Raw genomic sequence first — 18,699 nt, 5'->3', positions numbered from 1 at the left:
GCCGCACTACTCGGGAGCCTGGTCGTCGGGCTCGACCTGTTCCGCCTGCTTCCGCTCGGACGCGTTGCCCGCGATTCCCTTCGCCTCGCGCTCGGCCACCAGCCGGTCTTCCATGTCGTCGACGAGGTCTGCGATCCGCTGGTGCTCGGGGAGGTGCTGATCGTGTCGATCCGAATTCGCCTTCATCACGCTCCTTCCGCTGTGTGCGACGGGCCGCAAATCCTGCGACTTCCGGACGCACAATTCGAACTGTACGCCGCGGGCCCGGCCGAAGCGGGCATTCACGGCGGCACGAACTGGACGCCCGTCTTTCGGGCATTTCGCACCGTCGGTGAAACCTGTTGCCGAACACCACCTTACGGACGTCAGGTTCGCCAATGTCGCACTGCGCAACCTCATTTCGCCTTCGACGCGGGTCCTCCACCGCTGCCGGCAGGCGATGAATTCGATGCACAATCGACACCGTCTTGCGAGTACCTGCAGCCGGCACCTCGTACTCTGGACCGGGTACCACCCGAAGGAGGACCGATATGCCAGCAGTCACCACACCTCATGTCTATGTTCATCGTGCCGGCGATCGGCTGAAAACCAAGATTTCCTGGTTGGATTCGAAGCACTCGTTCTCCTTCGGCCAGCACTACGACCCCGACAACACACACCACGGGCTGCTCCTCGTGAACAACGACGACACCGTGCTCCCCGGTCAGGGATTCGACACGCACCCGCACAAAGACATGGAGATCGTCACGTGGGTGCTGCGCGGCTCGCTCGTCCATCAGGATTCGATCGGCCACTCCGGCATCATCTATCCCGGCCTTGCGCAACGCATGAGCGCAGGCAAGGGCATCATGCATTCCGAGAAGAACGACAGCTGGCGCCTCGAGGGTGAGCAGCACCACGAGCCGGTGCATTTCGTCCAGATGTGGGTGGTACCCGACGAAGCCGGCCTCACTCCGAGCTACGAACAACTCGAGATCGAGGACGAGATCCTCAAGGGCGGGCTGATGCCCGTTGCGTCCGGAATGCCGGAATACAAAGATAATTCGGCGATCCGGATCCACAACAAGCACGCGGCCCTGCATGTCGCGCGACTCTTCCCCGGCGCATCGGTGACGCTTCCCGAAGCGCCGTTCCTCCACGTCTTCGTCGCCCGGGGCACCGCGGAGATGGAGGGTGTCGGCACCCTGTACGAGGGGGACGCCGTCCGGCTGAGCGCCTCCGGTGGCCAGCAGGTCACCTCGCACTCCGGCGCCGAGGTCCTCGTCTGGGAGATGCACGCCCGCCTCGGCGGGTGAGTTCCCAGCAAGTTCACAGCCGGACGGCACGCTGCGCGCAGGTTCGTGCGCCACGATCAGGTCACAGCCCGATCATGGAGAGGTACGCATAGTGAACAAGGACGTCGAGAAGAGCCGTCTGCGCATCAGCCGCCGCCGCGCACTGGCGGTCGGTGGAACGGTGAGCCTGGGTGGGCTCATCGCCGCCTGCACCGGGAACGGGAGCAGCAGCACGTCGGCGTCGGCCACGTCGACCGCAGCCGCATCCAGTGCCGCGACGAGCGCCGACACCGTGAGCGCCCTGCTCGACCAGGCACCGCGGTGCGTCCTGGCCGTCGAGGAGACGCAGGGACCGTACTGGTTCGACGTCGACTCCATCCGCAGCGACATCCGCGAGGACCGGCCGGGCACGAACCTGCAGCTCGCACTGCGGGTGCAGGACCTGACGAATTGTTCCGCGGACGGCTCCGCCGCGGTGGTGAGCAATGCCGTCGTCGAGATCTGGCACTGCGACGCGGGTGGGGTGTACTCCGGCTTCGAGTCGGGTTCCGAGGCCGCGGACCTCAGCGGCAACGGCGCCCCCGCAGGCGCGCCTCCGGCGGGCGGACCCGGTGGCGGCCAACCCCCGGCCGGTGCTCCCGGTGGCGCAGGTGGTCCCGGTGCGGGTGGTCCCGGCGGCGACATGTCCGGCGGTTCGGGTGAGACGTCCGACGGGTCCTACAGCGTCGGCGACAGCGAGGCCGCCACCACGGACGACGGCACCTACCTGCGCGGCGCCCAGACCACGGACGCGAACGGTGTCGCCCAGTTCACCACCATCTTCCCCGGTTGGTACATCAGCCGGACCACCCACATCCACCTGAAGGTGCACATCGACAAGAAGACGGTGCTCACCACCCAGCTGTTCTTCGACGAGGCCCTGCTCGACGAGGTGTACGCGACCGCGCCGTACTCCGATCACACCGGACGCGAGAACAACGTGAACAACTCCACCGACAGCATCTACGACGCCGCCGGCCTGCTGACCGTCGCCAAGCAGTCGGACGGCTACCTCGCGGCGATCAACCTCGGCATCGACGTCTGATCGATCCCCGGTCGTCTGTTTCGCCCTGAGCGCAGTGGTGGACCTCCCGGCGCGGAACGGTGTAAGGATGGAACGCATGACCACGGCTCAGCGCTCCGGCATCGACCTCACTCACCTCGACAACGACACCCGCGCCCAGGACGACCTCTTCGTCCACGTGAACGGCAAGTGGATCGACGACTACGAGATTCCCGCGGACCGGGCGATCGACGGCGCGTTCCGCACGCTGTACGACAAGGCCGAGGTAGACGTCCAGACCATCATCGAGGAGGCGGCGGACTCCGGCGCGGCGCCGGGGACCGACGCGCAGCGCATCGGTGACCTGTACGGCAGCTTCATGGACGCGGATGTCGTCGAGGCCGCGGGGCTCGCACCGATCGCGGGCGAGCTCGCCGACGTGGCCTCGGCCGCCGACCTCTCCGCGCTCGCCGCCGTCATCGGCCGCCAGCAGCGCACGGGGGTCGGCGGAGCCGTCGGCCACTACGTCGACACGGACGCCAAGAACTCCGAGCGTTACCTCGTCCACTTCAGCCAGTCGGGCATCGGCCTGCCCGACGAGTCGTACTACCGCCAGGACGACCACGCGGAGATCCGCGCGGCGTACGTGAAGCACATCGCGAAGATGTTCGCCCTCGCAGGCGTCGACTACGACGCGCAGCGCGTGTTCGACCTGGAAACCAAGATCGCGGCCGGTCATTGGGACGTCGTGAAGCGTCGCGACGCCGAGCTGAGCTACAACCTGCTCACCCTCGACCAGCTCCCCGCCGGGTTGGACTGGTCGTCGTGGATCGGCGCGCTCGGCGGCACGTCCGAGCAGTTCGCCGAGATCGTGGTCCGCCAGCCCGACTTCCTCACCACGCTGACCGAGCTGTGGACGTCCGAGGACATCGACGACTGGAAGGCGTGGGCGACGTGGAACGTCATCCGCTCCCGCGCCCCGTACCTCACGCAGGCCCTGGTCGACGAGAACTTCGCGTTCTACGGGAAGACGCTGACCGGTGCCGAAGAGATCCGTGAGCGCTGGAAGCGCGGCGTGTCCCTGGTGCAGGATCTGCTGGGCGAGGCCGTCGGCAAGCTGTACGTCGAACGCCACTTCCCGGCCGACGCGAAGGCCCGCATGCAGGAACTCGTCGCCAACCTGCAGGAGGCCTACCGGCGCAACATTTCCGACCTGGACTGGATGAGCCCCGAGACGCGGCAGGCGGCGCTCCGCAAGCTGGAGAAATTCACGCCCAAGATCGGCTACCCCGACAAGTGGCGCGACTACTCGGCCGTCACCATCTCCCGCGACGACCTGGTGGGCAACTACCGCAGCGGCTACGCGGCGGAGTACGACCGCGACCTCGCGAAGCTCGGCGGCCCCGTCGACCGGGACGAGTGGTTCATGACACCGCAGACGGTCAACGCCTACTACAACCCGGGCATGAACGAAATCGTTTTTCCCGCAGCCATTCTGCAGCCTCCGTTCTTCGACGCCGCCGCAGACGACGCCGCCAACTACGGCGGAATCGGTGCCGTCATCGGTCACGAGATCGGCCACGGCTTCGACGATCAGGGCGCCAAGTACGACGGCGACGGCAACATGGTCGACTGGTGGACCGACGACGACCGGACCGAGTTCGGCAAGCGCACGAAGGCGCTGATCGAGCAGTACAACGAATTCGAGCCGAAGGCGCTGCCCGGACACAGCGTGAACGGCGAGTTCACCATCGGTGAGAACATCGGCGACCTCGGTGGCCTGTCCATCGCCATCGCGGCGTACCGGATCGCCACGGAAGGGTCCGAGCCCGAGGTTCTCGACGGCCTCACCGGTATCCAGCGGGTGTTCTTCGGCTGGGCACAGGTGTGGCGCACCAAGGCCCGGGACGCCGAGGCGCTCCGCAGGCTGGCCGTCGATCCGCACTCGCCGCCGGAGTTCCGCTGCAACGGCGTGGTCCGCAACCTCGACACGTTCCACGACGCGTTCGACGTCCAGCCGGGTGACGCCCTGTATCTGGATCCGGAGGAGCGCGTCAAGATCTGGTAGCGACTACCGCAGACGGTTCCCCGTCGCCGCGGAGAAGAAGTACACCTCGCCGGGCTTCGGCTGCAGGTGCACCCTCTCCCCCGCGGCGACGGTGCGGGTGCGGTCCACCCGCACCACCACCTTCCCGGACGTCCCGGACGCGTACACGAAGGACTCCGCCCCGAGTTCCTCGAGCAGGTCGGCGTCGACGGTGTACGAGTCCTTGCGCCACGACCCCACCAGCACCCACGACTCCGGGCGCACCCCGACGATCACGGAGCCGTCCCCGATAGCCGAGTGCGGCACGGGAATTCGCAGGTCGCCCAGTTCGGCGACGCCGTCGCGGATCGGGGTGTCCATGAGATTCATCCCGGGCGAGCCGATGAAGCCGGCGACGAACGTGTTGACCGGGTCGTCGTAGAGATCGCGGGGCCGGGCCACCTGCTGGAGGCGCCCACCCTGCATGACCGCCACCCGGTCGCCCATCGTCATGGCCTCCACCTGGTCGTGGGTCACGTACACGGTGGTCGTGCCGAGCCGGCGCTGCAGGCCCGCGATCTGCGAGCGGGTGCTCACCCGCAGCTTGGCGTCGAGGTTGCTCAGCGGTTCGTCCATGCAGAACACCTTGGGGTGCCGCACGATGGCCCGGCCCATCGCGACCCGTTGACGTTGCCCGCCGGACAGTTTCGCCGGTTTGCGATCCAGCAGCGGTTCGAGTTCGAGCATCCGCGCCGCTTCCAGCACCCGTTCGGTGCGTTCCACCTTCCCGACGCCGGCGTTGCGGAGCGCGAAACCCATGTTGTCGGCGACGGTCATGTTCGGGTACAGCGCGTAACTCTGGAACACCATGGCCACGTCCCGCGCCCGGGGCGGCAGCGCGGTGACATCGGCGCCGCCGATCTCGATGCGGCCCGCCTCGACGGCTTCGAGGCCGGCCAGCATTCGCAGACTGGTCGACTTACCGCACCCGGACGGACCCACCAGGACGAGGAACTCGCCGTCCGCGATGTCGAGGTCCAGCCGATCGACCGCCGGTCGATCGGCTCCGGAATAACGGTGGGTGACACCTGCGAACTGCACGTGGGCCATGGATGTTCCTTCTCCTCCTACTGGGGCAGCTTGGGTGTGATCTGGCGGTCGATGATCTGCTGCAGTTGCGTCCCGACGCCGGCGAACGTCGCCGCCACGTCCGCATTCTGCAGCGCGATCTGCTCGAGTCCGGTGCCGATGATCTGGTCGCCGCCGGGCACGAACACCCGGGCGTAGTCCTGCGACCGGGTCTTCGCGAGCTGGTCGACGGCGGTGCGCGCGTTGGGGTTCGCGTCGAGGTACGCCTTCATGCTCGGGTCCTCGACAGCGGACTTGCGGACGGGCATGTATCCGACGTTCTGGGAGAAGTACGCGGTGTTCTCGCCGTTGGTCACGAAGTCGATGAACGTCAGCGCGTTCTTCTTCCGCTCGTCGGAGATCCGCGCCGGAATCGCGAGGCCCGCGCCACCGGTCGGGCAGCCCGACGCGCCCGACGCGGGGAGGAAGGCGGTGCCGAAGTCGAACGCGGCCGACTTGGTGATCCCCGACAGGTCGCCGGTCGAGGCGATGGTCGACGCGAGGATGCCGGCGCCGAACTCGTTGGCGATGTCGCTCGACACGGCCGCGTATTTCTTCGTGTGGATCATGTCCTTCAGGAACGTCCCCGCGGCGACTGTCTTCTCGTCGCCGAACTTCAGGTCCCACTGGTCCGAGTACGCCCCGCCGAACGTCCAGACCGGCCCCTCGAACGTCCAGCCCAGGTAGTTCTTGGCGTCGCCCCAGCCGTGGGCCAGCTTGCCGCCGCCCATCACCCGCTGCAGTTCGGGACCCCACTCGTCGAACTCCTGCCAGGTGGCGGGCCCCCGGTCGGGCAGTCCGGCCTGCGCCCACACCTGCTTGTTGTAGTAGAACAGCGGCGTCGACCGCGCATACGGAAGGGCGTAGTGCCTGCCCTCGAACAGGTAGTCGGCGAGCAGCGAGTCGACATAGTCGGAGGAGTCGACACCGACCTCGCCGAACAGTCCGTCGAGCGGCTCGATGGCCCCGGTCAGGGCGTAGTTGAACCACCAGACGTCCGACAGGACCACCACGTCGGGCAGTTCGCCGCCCGACAGGGCCGCGTTGAACTTCTGCGAGACCTCCTCGTAGTTCTTTCCGCCGTCGACGAGGTTCACGGTGAGGTCGGGGTATTTCGCCTGGAACCGGTTGATCAGTTCCCGTTCGACGTCCTGCGACTTGCCCGGGTGGTTGGACCAGAACGTGATGGTGTTCGCGTCGCCCGCCGCGCCGGACGTCGCCGACGAGCCCGACCCCGACCCGGCGCACGCGGACAGCGCGGCGCCGGCGGCCACCGCGCCCGCCAGCCCGAGGAATCCCCGACGGTTCATCCGATTCATGTCTCTCCTCGTTCTCCGCTATCCCTTGACCGCACCCGATGTGAGGCCCTTGATCATGCGCCGTTGCAGCACAAGGAAAACCACGAGAATCGGCAGCATCGTGAGTACCGTTCCCGCCATGACCGGACCCCAGTTGGTGAGCCCGTCGTTGTTCTGGAGTTGGGTCAACCCGATCGGCAGCGGCGCGACGGACGCGTCGTCGGCCATCAGGAACGGCCACAGGTATTCGTTCCACTCGGTGACGACGGTGATGATCGCGAACGCCACCATGGTGGGCCCGGACACCGGCAGGATCACCCGCCACAGCAGGCGGAAGTGGCCTGCGCCGTCCATCCGGGCGGCCTCGATGATCTCGGTGGGGATCGACAGGAAGTGGTTGCGCATCAGGAACGTTCCGAACGCGACCCCGGCGAGCGGAACGATGATGCCGTGAAAGCTGTTCCGCCAGCCCCATTCGGCGACGAGTGCGTAGTTGGAGATGACCGTGATCTGGTTGGGCACCATCAAGGCGGCGATGATGCCGAGGAACACGACGTTCTTACCCGGGAACCGCAGGAACACCAGTCCGTAGGCGCTGAACACGCCGAGTGCGAACTTCACGACGGCCAGCACCCCGGTGATGATCACGGAGTTGCGCAGGAACGTCCAGAACGGCACCGACGTGGTGGCCTCCGAGTAGTTCTCGGGATGGAAGGTGCCGGGCCACCAGGTGACCGGCAGGGTGTAGACGTCCGGGCGATCCTTGAAGGACGTCATCACGATCCAGTACAGCGGCAGGGCCACCATGACCAGCACCGCCACCATCGCGGCGTATCCCAGGGCCGTCACGAGCGCTTCCCGGCGGCGATGGTCACGGGCCGGGTCTGTCGCCACCGGCACCTCCGTGCTGCGCTGTTCGCGCAGTGTCTCCGCGGTCACCGGACCTCACCGCGATCCATGATCCGCACCTGGTAGACGGTGATCCCTAGCAGGACAAGGAACATGATCGTGGCCACGGTGGCGCCGTAGCCGGCACGGAAGTTGCGGAACGACTCGTTGTAGACCTGGTAGACCATCGTGGTGGTTCCGGTGCCGAGCGGACCGCCCCGGGTCATCACGTTGACGATGTCGAACACCTGAAGGGAGCCCAGCATCACCGTGATCGAGAGGAAGTAGGTGGTCGGACGCAACTGCGGCAGGATGACCCGGCGGAACGTCGTCCACCGGCCCGCCCCGTCGATCTCCGCGGCCTCGGTCAGCTCACGCCGCGTGCCCTGCAGTGCCGCAAGGTAGATCACGAACGTGTAGCCGAGGTTCTTCCACATGTAGGTGACCGTCACCATGAACAGCGCCCAGTGCGGGTCCTGATAGAAGTCGGGGACGGAGTCGATCCCGACACGGTGCAGCAGATCCTGGATCAACCCGAAACGGGGATCGAACACGAACTGGAACGCCACGCCGATCGCGGCTCCCGAGATGACGAACGGCGCGAAGATCGCCGAGCGGACGAGGTTGCGGCCGTGCAGGTTACGGTCCAGCAGCACGGCGAGCGCGAGACCGGCGATCATCGATCCCACCACGGTCGCGACGGTGAACACGACGGTGTTGCCGACGATCTGCCAGGTGTCGGTCCGGCTCCACCACTCGCGGTAGTTGTCCCATCCGACGAACGTGGCGACGGGGTCGGCGATGTTCCAGTCGAAGAACGACAGCCGGATGTTGTCGACCAGGGGCCGGTAGGTGAACAGTACGAGCAGAACCAGATTGGGACCCACCAGCGCCGCGAACAACGCATAGTCCCGCCACGGACGCCCGAGCAGTCCCTGCTTTCCCGGCGACGGCAGGGAACGTTGCGGACTCGATCTCACTGCGGCAGTCTGACGACCGATGACGAATAGCCGGTGAATTGCCGTAGCCCGCACATTGAACTGTGCGGGCTACGGGAAGAACGCGGTGGGAATCGGGGTCAGCGGTTCCAGTCGCCGAGACCGTCGGAGCCGCTCAGCACGCCGCCCGCGGTGTTCTGCACGACCACGGCGTCACCCTTCTTCGAGTTCTCGTAGAACCACTTGGCGTCCTCGGTACTCACGTTGAGGCAGCCGTGACTGACGTTGGTGTTGCCCTGGGCGTCCACCGACCACGGTGCGGCGTGGACGAAGATGCCGCTGTACGACATGCGGGTGGCGTACTCGACGTACGTGCGGTACCCCTCGGCCGAGTCGACCGGGACTCCGTACGTGGACGAGTCCATGTACATGTCGCGGAACTTGTCGCCGATGATGTACGTGCCGTTCGGCGTCTCGTGATCGGTCTTACCCATCGACGTCGGCATGGTCTTGACCACTTCGCCGTTCCGGGTGACGGTGATCTGCTTGGTGTTGTCGTCCGCGGTCGCCACCAGCGCGTCGCCGATGGTGAACGTGGAGTGCGCATCGCCGGCATCCACGGTGACCTCGGTGTTCGCGGGCCAGAACTCGGTGGGCTTCCAGCGCACCTGGCTGTCGTTGATCCAGTAGAAACCACCCTCGACGGGCTGGCTGGTGGTGACCTTGATGGCCCGCTCGGCGGCGGCGCGGTCGCCGATCGCCTCGTTGAAGCGGATGATCACCGGCTGCGCGACACCCACGACCTCGCCGGCGCCCGGGTTGAGGGACGGAGCCGAGAAGTTCGCGGGCGCGGGTGCCGGTTCGGGAAGCGGCAGCTGCGGCGCGCCGGGCAGCCCGGGAAGGGTGGGAAGACTCGGAATCTCCGGTCCACCGGGAAAGAGCGGTGCGGCCTGTGCGGCCCCGACCAGCGCAGTTCCCGAGACGACGGCCCCGGTCAGTGCGACGGCGACGCGCGAAGACCAGTGCTTGTTCCTGGAAAAACCGATTCCTGACTTGCCCATATGACCACTCTCGTTCGACGACGTGTGCAACGCGCGTCCCCGACGGACCTACCAATCGCGCACTGCCATTAACACACATCATCCGGCCGCGAGCAATTTGCCCGCAATCGTTGCCGCTCCGCGGCCTGCGGGGAGGTGGTGTCACCGAGTGGTCAAGAAGTGTTCACGATCAGGTCTCGGCGCGGGCGGCGGCGAGCATGCTTTCGATGGTGATCAGCTTGGTGCGCGTCCGGCCGGCCGCCTTGCCCCCGGCGCGTTCGGTCTTGTCGATCCGCTGCCAGCCCTGGTAGTCGACAGCGTCGGGCGCACGCTCGGCGATCAGGCGGTCGAGAGCCTCACGTTCGGCGGGCGCGTCGAGCCGACCGGCGGAGAAATCGTCGATCAGCATCTTGACCGTCTCCGCGGAGCAGTACTTGTTGGTGCCGATCACGCCCGTCGGCCCGCGCTTGATCCAGCCCGCCACGTACACGCCGGGCACCGGCGCGCCGGTCTCGGGATCGATCACCCGGCCGTTCTCGTTGGGGATGACGCCGCGCCGGTCGTCGAAGGGGATGCCGGGCACGGGTTGACCGCGGTAGCCGATCGAGCGCAACACCAGGCCGGTGTCCAGCGTGGAGGTGACGTCGGAGGGTTTGGCGCTGAGCCGTCCCGACGCGTCCGCGACCATCTCGTTCTTCGCGATGCGCACCGATTCGACGGTGTCGGTGCCGAGAATCTCCACGGGTGACGTCAGGAAACGCAGCACGATCCGCTTCTTCGCCGGATCGGCGGTGCGCCGGGCGAATTCCTCGACCTGCCGCACCTTGTGGCGCTGCGACGGCTCGGCCTCGTCGCCGTCGACGAACGCGCGGCTTGCCGGGTCGAGCACCGCTTCTTCCGGGTCGACCACGATGTCCACGTTCGGCATCAGCCCGAGCGCGAGGAGTTCGGGGTTGGTGTAGGCGGCCTGAGCGGGGCCGCGGCGGCCGAGAATGACGACCTCGCGGATGTTGCTCGCCCGCAGCGCCTCGAGGGCGTGGTCGGCGAGGTCCGTCTTCGCCAGGATCTCCGGATCGGTGACGAGGATGCGGGCCACGTCGAGTGCCACGTTGCCGTTGCCCACGATGACGGCCCGCTCCCCCGACAGGTCGAACGTGTGGTCGGCGTAGTCGGGGTGGCCGTTGTACCAGGCCACGAACTCGGTGGCGGCGTGGCTGCCGACCAGATCCTCGCCGGGAATGCCCAGCGTGCGGTCGCCTGCCGCGCCGACCGCGTAGATGACGGCGTGGTGGTGCGCGAGCAGTTCCTCGTGGCTCACGTCCCGGCCCACTTCCACGTTGAAGTGGCAGTGCACCGTGCGCTTGCCGACGACGGAGCGGAACTGGTCCGTGACGCCCTTGGTGCCCGGATGGTCCGGCGCGACACCGGCGCGCACCAGCCCGTACGGGGTCGGCAGGCGGTCGAAGATGTCGACCTCGACGCGCGGCTTCGCGGTCAGTTCCATCGCGGCGTAGCAGGCGGCCGGACCCGACCCGACGATCGCGACGTGGAGCGTGCCGAGGGCTGCGTCGATCTGCGGCAGCTTGAGCGGCTCGGGCCAGTCGGGGCCGATGGGGTGCTTGGTGTAGTACTGCGCGTTGATGTCGAGGTACGGCTCGTCGACCTCGTCGAGGTCGTTCTCCGCGTAGATCGCCTCCACCGGGCACTCCTCGACGCAGGCCCCGCAGTCGATGCAGGTGTCCGGGTCGATGTACAGCATTTCCGTGGTGGCGAACGGCTTCTCGTCCGGTGTGGGATGGATGCAGTTGACCGGACAGACATCGACGCACGATGCGTCGTTGCAGCACGGCTGCGTGATCACATAAGTCACGGTTCTCCCCTACCTGAGTACGCGCAGTCCGACGTCGGGATGTGACACCAGACTATAACGTGTTCCAATTTTGCGCGAGAACCGTGCGCGATGTCAGACCGCGTCGCCAGGCTCCACACGGAATCCGACCTTCACCGTGACCTGGTAGTGCGCGATGGCGCCGTTCTCGACGTGACCCCGGGTCTCGACGACCTCGAACCACTCGACGTTGCGCACGGTCTCGTTGGTCCGCGCGATGGCGTTCTCGACGGCCGCGTCGGTACTGTCGCTCGACGAACCGACGACCTCGACAACTCGGTACACGTGATCACTCATCGGGATTCCTTTCGTGGTTACTTGCCGTTCCGGACGATCGCCTGCGCCTCGACACCGAGCCGGGCCAGACGAAGATCACCGAGAGCCGTGAGGGAACTCCCGAGTCGGTTGGTGACGAAGCCCAGGGACAGTCCGCTGTCGAGGTCCGCGTAGGCACCGGACCCGCCGACGCCGTAGTGCCCGATCGCGTTCCGCGGTTGTTCCCGGGACGCGAGGATCGGCCGGTGGTAGCCGAGGGACCACTGCGGGCGGATCCCCAGGACGTAGTCGCGGTCGTGGGTCTGCACCTGCGACATCTGCGCGATGGTGGCCTTGCGCAGGAACCGGTGTCCGTCCAGCCTGCCCCCGTTGGCGATGGCGCCGTACATGCGCGCGAGCGCCCGCGCGCTGAACACGCCGTTCCAGCCGGGCATCACCGCGTCGTGCACAGCGGGGTTCCGGACCAGCACGTCGAATCCCTGGGGCATCGCCGCCTCGGCGAGGCCGCGGGTGGGGCCGACGAGCGAGAGCACGTTCGACGTGAGCTCCCAGTTGAGGCCGGCCGGGTTGATGTGCGGAAACAGCTTCGCGATCCGTGGACGGTGCTGTCCGGGAACCTGATACCAGAAGTCGTCGACGCCGAGCGGGCCCGCGATTTCGTCCTGCACGGCCTGGACGAACGGCTTCCCGGTGACGCGTGCGATCAGTTCGGCCACCAGCCACCCGTAGGTGACGGCGTGATACCCGGGACCGCGCAGCCTGCGCGGATCCGCCGGGGTGGCCGCGAGGGCCTGGACGACGGCGTCGTAGTCGAGGAGATCGAGCGGGCTTCGCATCAGGCCCCGGACCTTGTGCAGTCCGGCCCGGTGGGTGAGGAGTTCGCGAACCGTGATGTCGTCCTTGCCTGCCGCGCCGAACTCGGGCCAGTAGCGCGCGACGGGCGCGTCGTAGTCGATCAGCCTGCGCTCGGCGAGGCGGTGGACGACCGTGCTGGCCACACCCTTTCCCGTCGAGAACGACAGGGCGACGGTGTCGCGGTCCCATCGGCGGTCGCGGTCTGCCCAGCCCGCCCAGATGTCGAGGACTTTCTCACCCCGGAAGTACGCGGTGAGCGCCCCGCCGCCGTGCTGTGGTTGCCGGTACATCGCGAAAAACCGGTCGGCGAGCGGCAGGAACCGCGGATCGACGTGCAGCTCCGTCCGTGGCACGGACGCGGGCCGGGGAACTCGAACGCTGGTCGTCATCGACCACCTCCGATCTCGCTGCCGTATCTCCTACGGCAGTTGCGTCAACCCATTGTGACTACCGTCACCATACGACGCGGACCGGGGTGCCGTTCAGGGAAGCCGCCACACTGTTATGCCGTCGCTCAGACACGCTTGACCTGCAAGGAAATTGATCGCAAGCGACGGTCCAGCGGCGCACACCACGCCCTTGGCCGGATCCGCGACCAGCGCCTGCCCTCCCGGACCGCTCAGCACCAGCGCGGGACCGGCACTGTCGACCGTCCCGATGGCGACGCTCTGGGGCCCGACCGCCACCGCGGCGACTGCGCCACGACGTGCCTCGGCGGCACCGACACCCCCTCCCAGGCCGGCGCCGAGCGCCGCTCCCGCGTGGGCTGCGTCGGCGAACCCGACACCGTCCGTGCCGAACGCCGCCGAATTGCTGCTCGTATCGGCGTTGGCCCCGCACGCGGTGCGGTCGACGACCGTGGTGTCACCCCGGCCCGGTGGGGACACGCAGGACAGGGACACGGCCGACGCGGTCGCCGGCGCGATCATCAGGGTCCCGAGTGCCGTCGCGACGACACCGAGGACGAGTCCGGCAGTACCGACTGTCGTACGTTCCATGGCGACCTCACATTGTTCCCGACCCGACCGTCCCGAGCCTACGTGAGCGCCGGCTATTTGCGGTCTCGGTCCCGACTCGGTTGTACCCGCTTGGGTTCCCCCGGCATTTTGGGGTAATTGGGTGGGTACGGCAGATCGCCGAGACCGTTCGCGGCGTCCCGTTCGGCCATCTCCAGCAGCACGTCGAGCGATTGCGCCACGTCACCCATGGTCGCCATGGGATCGCCGCGCTTCGCGAGCAGCGCGGGCACGGTCGCGATGGTGAAGTCGTCGGGGTCGACGTCCACCAGTTCCTCCCAGGTGACCGGCGTCGACACGGTCGCGATCGGCGTCTTGCGGGCCGAGTAGGCGGACGCGATGGTCTTGTCCCTGGCGTTCTGGTTGAAGTCGAGGAAGATGCGTTCGCCGCGTTCCTCCTTCCACCAGGACGTGGTGGCCCGGTCGCCGCTGCGCCGCTCGATCTCCCGGGCGAGGGCGATGCCCGCGCGCCGCACCTCGATGAAATCCCAGCGCGGTTCGATGCGGAGATACACGTGCAGCCCGCGGCCGCCCGACGTCTTGGGGAAGCCGACGAGACCGAGTTCGTCCAGCAGCGGCCGGAGCACGTCCAGCGCGACCGCCCGGGCGTCGTCGAATCCGGTTCCCGGCTGCGGGTCCAGGTCGATGCGCAGTTCGTCGGGGTGATCGACGTCGGGGCACCGGACCGCCCACGGGTGGAACGTGATGTTGCCGAGGTTCGCCGCCCACACGATGTTCGCGGCACTGCGCACGCGGAGCACGTCCGCCTTGCGGCCGGACGGGAACGTGACCTCGCACGATTCCACGTGATCGGGCCGCTTCGCGGGAACCCGCTTCTGGTAGATCTCCTCGCCCTCGATCCCGTCGGGGAACCGTTGCAGATGCGTCGGCCGATCGACCAGGGCGGTCAGCAGCGCACCGTCGAGTGCCACGGTCCGGTAGTACTCCACCAGGTGCCGTTTCGTGCCGCCCTCGGCACCGAGTTTCGGGTAGTAGATCTTGTCGGGGTTCGACAGCCGCACGGCGACGCCGTCGACGTCGAGTTCTTCGGCAGGACTCGCCATCTAGGAACCTCCGGCCAGGACGTCGGCAAGGTCGTATCGCACCGGGACCTCCAATTGTTGGAACGTGCACTCGTCGGGCGTCCGGTCCGGGCGCCAGCGCAGGAACCGCGCGGCGTGCCGGAACCGGGCACCCTCCATCTGGTCGTACGCCACCTCGACGACGCGTTCGGGGCGCAGCGGCACCCAGGTTCGGTCGTTGCCGGACTGCCACCGCGTCGGCGCCCCGTCCGCGACGACGTCGTCGCCGACGCGCAGCTCGTCGAGTTCGGCGAGCAGTTCGATCCGCCGCGCCGCCGTGAACGCCGACGCACCGCCGACCATCGCCATCTGGTCGCCGTCATACAGTCCGAGCAGCATCGACCCGATCCCCGGCTGACTCTTGTGCGGCCGGTATCCGATGACGACGCAGTCGGCGGTGCGGGCGTGCTTCACCTTCACCATTTCCCGCTTGTTCGGCAGGTACGGGCCCACCAGCTTCTTCGCCACCACCCCGTCGAGGCCGGCCCCCTCGAACGCCTCGAACCACTCGGTGGCCGTCGCACTGGATTCGGTGGCGGCGGTGACGTGGCAGCTGGGTCCGCCGCCGACGGTGTCGACGAGCTGCGCGCGGCGTACCGAGAAGTCCTCGCGGGTGAGGTCGCGGTCGCCCAGGGCGAGCAGATCGAACGCGACGAACTGCGCCGGGGTCTTCTCGGACAGCATCGTCACCCGGCTCTCGGCCGGATGAATGCGCTCCGACAACGACTCCCAGTCGAGCCGGGTGCGGCCGTCGATGTTGCGCGGGACGACGAGTTCGCCGTCCACCACGCACCGCTGCGGCAGTTCGTCCTTCACCGCCCGGACGAGTTCGGGAAAGTACCTGGCCAGATCCTTTCCGCCGCGGGACCCGAGCACCACCTCGTCGCCGTCGCGGAAGACGAGGGTGCGGAAACCGTCCCATTTCGGTTCGTAGGACCAGGCGAGCCCGGACTCCGGTTGCGCCGGAACGGACGACGCAGCCTTCGCGAGCATCGGCTGTAACGGAGGCATCACGGGGAGATCCACCCGTCCATACTGTCACCACAATTGGCAAATCGGACGGCGATGTAATCAAATAATGCGCGACACGGCAATCGCGGTGGACACGATCGAGGTGGCACGGTCATCTCGGAGGAACGGGTGGCGGACGGTCACCTGACGGAGGGGTCAGACATGACAGGGTTAGTTCGGCGGGTGTGTACCGCAGTCGTCGCGTTGTCGGCGACGGCAGTTCTGGTGGCCGGGTGCGGTTCGGACACGACGCCCACCGCGGTGCCGGAGTCGGGTGCGTCCGCGGCCACCACGTCCAGCGAATCGACCACCGTGATCGACGGGCAGGAAGGCGAGGACGCCGGCGGCGACGTCGACTTCGAGGTCGCGATCGGTGAGTGCGTGAAGCTCGGCGGCACCGTCTCCGACGCCGAGATCGACAAGGCGGTGTGCGGCAGCGCCGATTCGAACTACAAGGTGATCGCCAAGGCCGCGAAGAACAGCCAGTGCATCAGCGACGCCGACTCGTACTACTACGAAACCCTCGGCGGCATCGAGCAGGGCGCGATCTGCCTCGACGTGGACTGGGTTATCGGCGGGTGCATGGATGTCGGCGGCGAGGATCCCGCGCGCATCGATTGCGGCGACACCACGGCCGTCGACGGTGTGAAGGTGACGGAGATCGTGCAGGGCGCCACGTCCGTGGACTCGTGCAGCACGTCGTCCAACGGATACGAATACTCCGAGCGCAAGTTCGTCGTCTGCGTCGACGAACTCTGACAGCAGGCGCCGGCCGGCTGCGGGCACTGCCCGCAGCCGGCCTCGCTCACAACCAGCCGCGGCGTTTGAAGATCGTGTACAGCCCGGCGCAGGTGAGCATCATCAGCGACAGGGCGAACGGATACCCACCGACCCAGTGCAGTTCGGGCATGTGGTCGAAGTTCATGCCGTAGACCGTCCCGATCAGGGTGGGCGCGAACAGGATCGCCGCCCATGCCGAAACCTTCTTGATCTCCTCGTTCTGCGCGTAGCTGGCCTGGGTCAGGTTGCGCATCTCCTCGTTCTGCTCCTGCGACACCAGGGTGGCGTTGACGGTGAGGATGTTCCCGAGCAGCTGACGGAAGCCGTCGGCCCGCTCCACGACGACCGTCGCGTGGTCGGTGACGTCACGCAGGTAACGCTGCAGTTCCCCGTCGGTGTTGTACTTCTCGAATCCCGCCGACAATCCGCGCAGCATACCGAGCAGCGGCCTTGTGGCCCTCTGGAATTCGATGACCTCGCGGGTGAGTTCGTAGATGCGCCGCGACACGCCCGGCGCTCCGCTGAACACCTCGGTCTCGATCTCGTCGATGTCGTTCTGCAGTCCGGCGACGACGGGCGCATACCCGTCGACCACGGCGTCGAGGATCGCGTAGAGGACGGCTTCGGGTCCGAGCCGGAGCAGGTCCGGGTTGCTCTCCATCCGCCGGCGGACCGCCGACAGGTCGGGGGATTCGCTGTGCCGGACCGTGAGCACGAACGTCGGACCGCAGAAGACGTGCAGCTCACCGAATTCGACGCGCTCGGTCTCGTCGCAGTAGCGCGCGGCGCGCAGGACCACGAACAGCGTCTTGCCGTAACGCTCCAGCTTGGGCCGCTGGTGGGCGACGATCGCGTCTTCGACGGCCAGCTCGTGCAGGTCGAATTGCTTTGCTGCCGCATACAACTGGGCGTCGTTCGGCCGGTACATCCCGATCCACGCCATCGACGACGCGTCCGGCAGGCTCGCGAGCGCCTCGGACAGGGTGGCCGGGGTGGCCGTCTTCCGGCCGTCGCGGTAGACGGCGCTGTTGACCACCGTTTCCTCGGCGGGCGTCGGTTCGACGGGCCGGCGGGTCACCGCGTGACCGGCGTCGGCGTCGGACAGACCGGCGGAACGGCTGGGGAGGAGGGAACGGATCGGGCGCAGCTGAGGCATGACACGGGGCCTTCGAGGGAAAGGGGGCAGCGCGGAACAGCGCTGAGGAACACGGACCGTGAAACCGCGCACCTACCGGTGGAACGGTTTCAGTTGGTACTCGGAGGTTGGCTTCTCATCGGATGCCACACCTCCTTGCTCTCTCGAAAAGGCAGTTCACGACCTCGGCGAACTGCAGACCGGAGGACACGATACCCCCGGCGACCGGCCACGACAACCTGGGATCCCCGCCGTGTCGGTCCCGGATCCGGCGCCCGCCGCGGCCGATACTGGGCGGGCAACGAATCACCACCGAGAGGCCCCCATGACCAGCTGGTCGGACAGACCGATCTGCGCGTTCGATCTGGAGACGACGGGGCCTGACCCCACCGACGCCCGCATCGTCTCCGCGTGCATCGCCGTCGTCGACGCTCACCACTTCGAGTCGCGAACGTGGCTGCTCGACCCGGAGGTTCCCATCCCGCAGGGCGCCTCGGACGTGCACGGAATCTCCACGGAGTACGCCCGGGCCAACGGGCAGGACTACGCCACCGGGTACGGCGAGATCCGCGAGGCTCTGCACGACGCGTGGACCCGCGACCATGCCGTCGTCGCGTTCAACGCCTCCTACGACCTGACCGTCATGCACACCGAGGGCCTGCGCCTCGGGCTGACCGAACTCGTCACCGGCATCGTGGTCGACCCGTACGTCATCGACCGCGAGATGGACCGGTACCGGAAGGGCAGGCGCACACTGGGCGCGGTGTGCGAGCACTACGGCATCGCCCTCGAGGACGCCCACGAGGCCGAGGCCGACGCGATCGCCGCCGCACACCTCGCCCGGACCCTCGCGCAGGAGTACCCGAATCTGCGGGCCCTCGACATCATGACGCATCAGGCCGGCTGGCACGCCGAACGGCAACGCGACTTCGCCGACTACCTCGTCCGGCAGGGCCGGGACGCATCGGACGTCAACGGCGAGTGGCCGATTCGCGGTCTCGCCGGGTTCCGCATCGCCTGAT

General features: G+C 67.4%; 18 protein-coding genes. 5 read left to right on the top strand and 13 right to left on the bottom strand.

Annotated elements, in window-relative coordinates; genetic code table 11:
• Positions 1 to 6: 6 nt before the first annotated feature.
• Positions 7 to 186 (bottom strand): hypothetical protein, encoded by a 180-nt coding sequence (locus QM841_RS02830; RefSeq protein WP_005243850.1) that lies wholly within the window; start codon positions 184 to 186, stop codon positions 7 to 9.
• 344 nt (positions 187 to 530) lie between these two features.
• On the opposite strand from QM841_RS02830, the gene QM841_RS02825 reads away from it, so the two are divergent.
• From QM841_RS02825 to QM841_RS02815, 3 genes are all read left to right on the top strand, one after another.
• On the top strand, positions 531 to 1,295 hold the full coding sequence (locus QM841_RS02825) for a pirin family protein (RefSeq protein WP_283330834.1): 765 nt from the start codon (positions 531 to 533) through the stop codon (positions 1,293 to 1,295).
• 91 nt (positions 1,296 to 1,386) lie between these two features.
• Entirely contained in the window at positions 1,387 to 2,358 is a 972-nt protein-coding gene (locus QM841_RS02820) for an intradiol ring-cleavage dioxygenase (RefSeq protein WP_283330833.1), read from the top strand.
• Positions 2,359 to 2,434: 76 nt separating this feature from the next.
• Positions 2,435 to 4,384 carry a M13 family metallopeptidase gene (locus tag QM841_RS02815; RefSeq protein WP_280784591.1) on the top strand — a complete coding sequence of 650 codons (1,950 nt, stop codon included), beginning with the start codon at positions 2,435 to 2,437 and terminating at the stop codon, positions 4,382 to 4,384.
• A gap of 3 nt (positions 4,385 to 4,387) precedes the next feature.
• On the opposite strand, the gene QM841_RS02810 is transcribed toward QM841_RS02815, so the two are convergent.
• The 11 genes from QM841_RS02810 to QM841_RS02760 all read right to left on the bottom strand — a co-directional run bounded on the left by QM841_RS02810 (position 4,388) and on the right by QM841_RS02760 (position 15,777).
• A complete protein-coding gene (locus QM841_RS02810) occupies positions 4,388 to 5,452 on the bottom strand; it encodes an ABC transporter ATP-binding protein (RefSeq protein WP_283330832.1) in 1,065 nt (354 codons plus the stop codon).
• Between the two features lie 17 nt (positions 5,453 to 5,469).
• The gene (locus QM841_RS02805) at positions 5,470 to 6,789 is read right to left on the bottom strand and encodes an ABC transporter substrate-binding protein (protein ID WP_283330831.1); all 1,320 of its coding nucleotides are present in this window, start codon (positions 6,787 to 6,789) and stop codon (positions 5,470 to 5,472) included.
• 18 nt (positions 6,790 to 6,807) lie between these two features.
• Positions 6,808 to 7,662: a carbohydrate ABC transporter permease gene (locus QM841_RS02800; protein ID WP_411194619.1), complete on the bottom strand. Its 855-nt coding sequence runs from the start codon at positions 7,660 to 7,662 to the stop codon at positions 6,808 to 6,810.
• A 41-nt stretch (positions 7,663 to 7,703) separates the two neighbouring features.
• On the bottom strand, positions 7,704 to 8,636 hold the full coding sequence (locus QM841_RS02795) for a carbohydrate ABC transporter permease (RefSeq protein ID WP_283330829.1): 933 nt from the start codon (positions 8,634 to 8,636) through the stop codon (positions 7,704 to 7,706).
• Between the two features lie 98 nt (positions 8,637 to 8,734).
• The gene (locus tag QM841_RS02790) at positions 8,735 to 9,655 is read right to left on the bottom strand and encodes a L,D-transpeptidase (RefSeq protein ID WP_280784596.1); all 921 of its coding nucleotides are present in this window, start codon (positions 9,653 to 9,655) and stop codon (positions 8,735 to 8,737) included.
• A gap of 169 nt (positions 9,656 to 9,824) precedes the next feature.
• Positions 9,825 to 11,504, bottom strand: coding sequence for an FAD-dependent oxidoreductase (locus QM841_RS02785; RefSeq protein WP_283330828.1), 1,680 nt, complete (start codon positions 11,502 to 11,504; stop codon positions 9,825 to 9,827).
• A gap of 93 nt (positions 11,505 to 11,597) precedes the next feature.
• Positions 11,598 to 11,819: a dodecin gene (locus tag QM841_RS02780; RefSeq protein WP_280784598.1), complete on the bottom strand. Its 222-nt coding sequence runs from the start codon at positions 11,817 to 11,819 to the stop codon at positions 11,598 to 11,600.
• Between the two features lie 17 nt (positions 11,820 to 11,836).
• On the bottom strand, positions 11,837 to 13,042 hold the full coding sequence (locus tag QM841_RS02775) for a serine hydrolase domain-containing protein (RefSeq protein ID WP_283330827.1): 1,206 nt from the start codon (positions 13,040 to 13,042) through the stop codon (positions 11,837 to 11,839).
• Between the two features lie 93 nt (positions 13,043 to 13,135).
• Complete coding sequence (locus QM841_RS02770) at positions 13,136 to 13,651, bottom strand: DUF6764 family protein (protein ID WP_105421188.1); 516 nt, start codon at positions 13,649 to 13,651, stop codon at positions 13,136 to 13,138.
• 53 nt (positions 13,652 to 13,704) lie between these two features.
• On the bottom strand, positions 13,705 to 14,733 hold the full coding sequence (gene ligD / locus QM841_RS02765) for a non-homologous end-joining DNA ligase (RefSeq protein WP_283330826.1): 1,029 nt from the start codon (positions 14,731 to 14,733) through the stop codon (positions 13,705 to 13,707).
• The gene (locus tag QM841_RS02760; RefSeq protein ID WP_283330825.1) at positions 14,734 to 15,777 is read right to left on the bottom strand and encodes an ATP-dependent DNA ligase; all 1,044 of its coding nucleotides are present in this window, start codon (positions 15,775 to 15,777) and stop codon (positions 14,734 to 14,736) included.
• Between the two features lie 147 nt (positions 15,778 to 15,924).
• Between QM841_RS02760 and lppU the strand changes: the two genes are divergently transcribed.
• Complete coding sequence (lppU, locus tag QM841_RS02755; RefSeq protein WP_283330824.1) at positions 15,925 to 16,521, top strand: LppU family putative lipoprotein; 597 nt, start codon at positions 15,925 to 15,927, stop codon at positions 16,519 to 16,521.
• 46 nt (positions 16,522 to 16,567) lie between these two features.
• Here lppU and QM841_RS02750 read toward each other — a convergent pair whose 3' ends face one another.
• On the bottom strand, positions 16,568 to 17,698 hold the full coding sequence (locus QM841_RS02750; protein ID WP_283330823.1) for a magnesium and cobalt transport protein CorA: 1,131 nt from the start codon (positions 17,696 to 17,698) through the stop codon (positions 16,568 to 16,570).
• A gap of 304 nt (positions 17,699 to 18,002) precedes the next feature.
• Between QM841_RS02750 and QM841_RS02745 the strand changes: the two genes are divergently transcribed.
• Positions 18,003 to 18,698, top strand: coding sequence for a 3'-5' exonuclease (locus QM841_RS02745; protein ID WP_283330822.1), 696 nt, complete (start codon positions 18,003 to 18,005; stop codon positions 18,696 to 18,698).
• Position 18,699 lies beyond the last annotated feature (1 nt).

Origin of the sequence: Rhodococcus sp. IEGM 1307 (assembly GCF_030056915.1) — a bacterium.
Lineage (GTDB): Bacteria > Actinomycetota > Actinomycetes > Mycobacteriales > Mycobacteriaceae > Rhodococcus_F > Rhodococcus_F opacus_D.
Note: the sequence above shows the minus strand (reverse complement) of the source record. Positions and strands in the feature narration are given on the sequence as shown.

What these genes read in the sequence shown, in the direction of transcription:
- QM841_RS02830 (WP_005243850.1), bottom strand. Translation starts at nt 186, where the DNA reads ATGAAGGCGAATTCGGATCGACACGATCAGCACCTCCCCGAGCACCAG.
- QM841_RS02815 (WP_280784591.1), top strand. Translation starts at nt 2,435, where the DNA reads ATGACCACGGCTCAGCGCTCCGGCATCGACCTCACTCACCTCGACAAC.
- QM841_RS02780 (WP_280784598.1), bottom strand. Translation starts at nt 11,819, where the DNA reads ATGAGTGATCACGTGTACCGAGTTGTCGAGGTCGTCGGTTCGTCGAGC.
- QM841_RS02825 (WP_283330834.1), top strand. Translation starts at nt 531, where the DNA reads ATGCCAGCAGTCACCACACCTCATGTCTATGTTCATCGTGCCGGCGAT.
- lppU (WP_283330824.1), top strand. Translation starts at nt 15,925, where the DNA reads ATGACAGGGTTAGTTCGGCGGGTGTGTACCGCAGTCGTCGCGTTGTCG.
- QM841_RS02790 (WP_280784596.1), bottom strand. Translation starts at nt 9,655, where the DNA reads ATGGGCAAGTCAGGAATCGGTTTTTCCAGGAACAAGCACTGGTCTTCG.
- QM841_RS02775 (WP_283330827.1), bottom strand. Translation starts at nt 13,042, where the DNA reads ATGACGACCAGCGTTCGAGTTCCCCGGCCCGCGTCCGTGCCACGGACG.
- QM841_RS02810 (WP_283330832.1), bottom strand. Translation starts at nt 5,452, where the DNA reads ATGGCCCACGTGCAGTTCGCAGGTGTCACCCACCGTTATTCCGGAGCC.
- QM841_RS02745 (WP_283330822.1), top strand. Translation starts at nt 18,003, where the DNA reads ATGACCAGCTGGTCGGACAGACCGATCTGCGCGTTCGATCTGGAGACG.
- QM841_RS02805 (WP_283330831.1), bottom strand. Translation starts at nt 6,789, where the DNA reads ATGAATCGGATGAACCGTCGGGGATTCCTCGGGCTGGCGGGCGCGGTG.
- QM841_RS02750 (WP_283330823.1), bottom strand. Translation starts at nt 17,698, where the DNA reads ATGCCTCAGCTGCGCCCGATCCGTTCCCTCCTCCCCAGCCGTTCCGCC.
- ligD (WP_283330826.1), bottom strand. Translation starts at nt 14,733, where the DNA reads ATGGCGAGTCCTGCCGAAGAACTCGACGTCGACGGCGTCGCCGTGCGG.
- QM841_RS02770 (WP_105421188.1), bottom strand. Translation starts at nt 13,651, where the DNA reads ATGGAACGTACGACAGTCGGTACTGCCGGACTCGTCCTCGGTGTCGTC.